Raw genomic sequence first — 2,303 nt, 5'->3', positions numbered from 1 at the left:
GCCACATAGTTCGCCAGCGACCCCTGCGTGACCCCCACGCCCTTCGGCGTCCCCGTCGAACCCGACGTATAGATCACATACGCCAACCCCAACGGGTCGGACGCCACCCCGGGTGCCCCCCCGCCGGCATACGCCTCCAGCAGGATGCTGGTCGTCGGATCGTCGATGGCGAGCATCTGCACCCGGCCCGCGGGCAGGTCGTTCAGGGTCTCCTCGGTCCCCACCACCAGCCGGACGCCGCTGTCGGCCAGCATGAACGCCACGCGCTCCACCGGCAGTTCCACATCGACCGGCAGATAGGCGGCCCCCGCCTTCCACACCGCCAGGATCGCCGTCACCATCTCCGCACCGCGCGGCAGGCACAGCCCGACCACCGACTCACGTCCCACACCGAGGTCACGCAGATAGCACGCCCACCGGTCGGCCCGCTCACCCAGCTCGGCGAAGGTCAGGCTCTCGTCGCCCGCCACCACCGCCACCGCATCCGGCATCTGCCGGACCTGCTGCTCGAACCGCTCCAGCACCGGCACCGTCTCCGTGTCGGTCACGGTGTCGTTCCACTCACGCAGCACCCGGTCGCGTTCCTGTGTGTCAAGAACGTCCACCGCGCTCAACCGCACGTCCGGCGTGTCGACCACGGTGTCCAGCACCCGAGTGAACCAGTCGGCCATACGCCCGGCCGCGGGTGCGTCGAAGAGGTCGGCGGCCACCGTGAGCGCCCCGCGCAGGCCCGCCGGGCGGCCCTCGGCGTCGTACGCCTCCACCAGGGAGACCCACAGGTCGAACTTCACCAGGGCGGAGTCACCCGTATCCAGCCCGGTACCGCTGCCGCCACTGCCGCTGCCACCGCCGGTGCGGACGCCGGGCATGTCCAGGGCCGCGTCTCCGGTGGTCTGCATGGTCAGAACGACCTGTGCCAGCGGGTGCCGTGCCATCGAGCGGGACGGGGCGAGTTCCTCCACCAGGCGTTCGAAGGGCACGTCCTGGTGGGCGAACGCGCCGAGGCCGGCCTCACGGACCCGGCCGAGGACCTGCCGGAACTCCGGATCCCCGGACAGGTCGGTGCGGATCACCAGCGTATTGAGGAAGAACCCGACCAGATCGTCCAGGCTCTCATCGGTACGGCCGGCGATGGGTGCCCCGATCGGAATGTCCGTACCGGCGCCGATCCGCGACACCGTGACGGCCAGCGCGGCCTGGAGGACCATGAACACCGTCACGCCCTCGGCCCGCGCCAGGTCCGCCAGCCGCTGGTGCGTCTCGGCCGGCAACCGCAGCCCGACCCGGTGTCCCCGGTGGCTCGCCACGCTCGGCCTCGGCCGGTCCACCGGCAGCGCCAGTTCCTCCGGAGCACCGGCCAGTGTCCGGCGCCAGTACTCCACCTGCTCCGACAGCAGGCTCCCCGGGTCGGACTCCTCCCCCAGCAGCTCGCGCTGCCAGAGCGCGTAGTCCGCGTACTGGAGCGGCAGTGGCCGCCAGTCGGGGGCCTGTCCCTCAAGCCGTGCCGCGTACGCCGTGGACAGATCGCGGCTCAGCGGCCCCATCGAGAGGCCGTCACCGGCGATGTGGTGCATCACGACGACCAGCATCTGCTCGTCCGGCCCGGCCTCGATCAGCGACACCCGGATCGGCAGTTCGGTCGAAAGATCGAAGGCGTATCCCGTCGCCCGGCCCACGGCTCGGCCCAGCTCATCGGGTTCCACCCGTTCGACCTGGAGCTCCCAGTCCAGGTCACGCGGGTCGAGGATGTGCTGATACGGCTCGCCGTCCACCGCCGGGAAGATGGTCCGCAGCGACTCATGCCGGGCGATGACATCCCGGAACGCCTCCTCCAGCACCGTGGCGTCCGCGCCGCTCAGCCTGATCGGCAGTGGAATGTTGTAGGTCGCGCTGGGTCCTTCGAGCTGCGTCAGGAACCACATCCGTCGCTGTGCGAAGGACAGCGGCACCCGCTCCGGCCGCTCCCAGGCCCGCAGCGGCGTACGGGCCTGGTCGGTGCCCTCGGCAAGTCGGGCCGCCAGCCCGGCCACCGTCGGCGCCTCGAACAGCGCCCGCACCCCGACATCGACACCGAGCGCCGCCCGGATCCGCGCCATCAGGCGCACCGCCAGCAGCGAATGCCCGCCCAGGCCGAAGAAGCTGTCGTCGATGCCGACCGACTCCACACCGAGCACCTCGGCGAACACCGCGCACAGGATCTCCTCCTGGACGGTGCTGGGGCGTCGTCCCTCGCGCACGCCGTAGGACGGCGCCGGCAGCGCCCGCCGGTCCAGCTTCCCGTTCACCGTCAACGGCAACCCCTC

1 protein-coding gene is annotated in these 2,303 nt (G+C 71.3%); it reads right to left on the bottom strand.

The genetic code is table 11. The annotated features are described in order from the left end of the window. The coding region (locus ACZ562_RS38295) for a condensation domain-containing protein (RefSeq protein WP_471189334.1) at nt 1-2,285 on the bottom strand (2,285 nt) is incomplete at its 3' end. Nucleotides 2,286-2,303: the final 18 nt, after the last annotated feature.

It is taken from the genome of Streptomyces sp. NPDC040410 (genome assembly GCF_055595715.1).
Note: the sequence above shows the minus strand (reverse complement) of the source record. Positions and strands in the feature narration are given on the sequence as shown.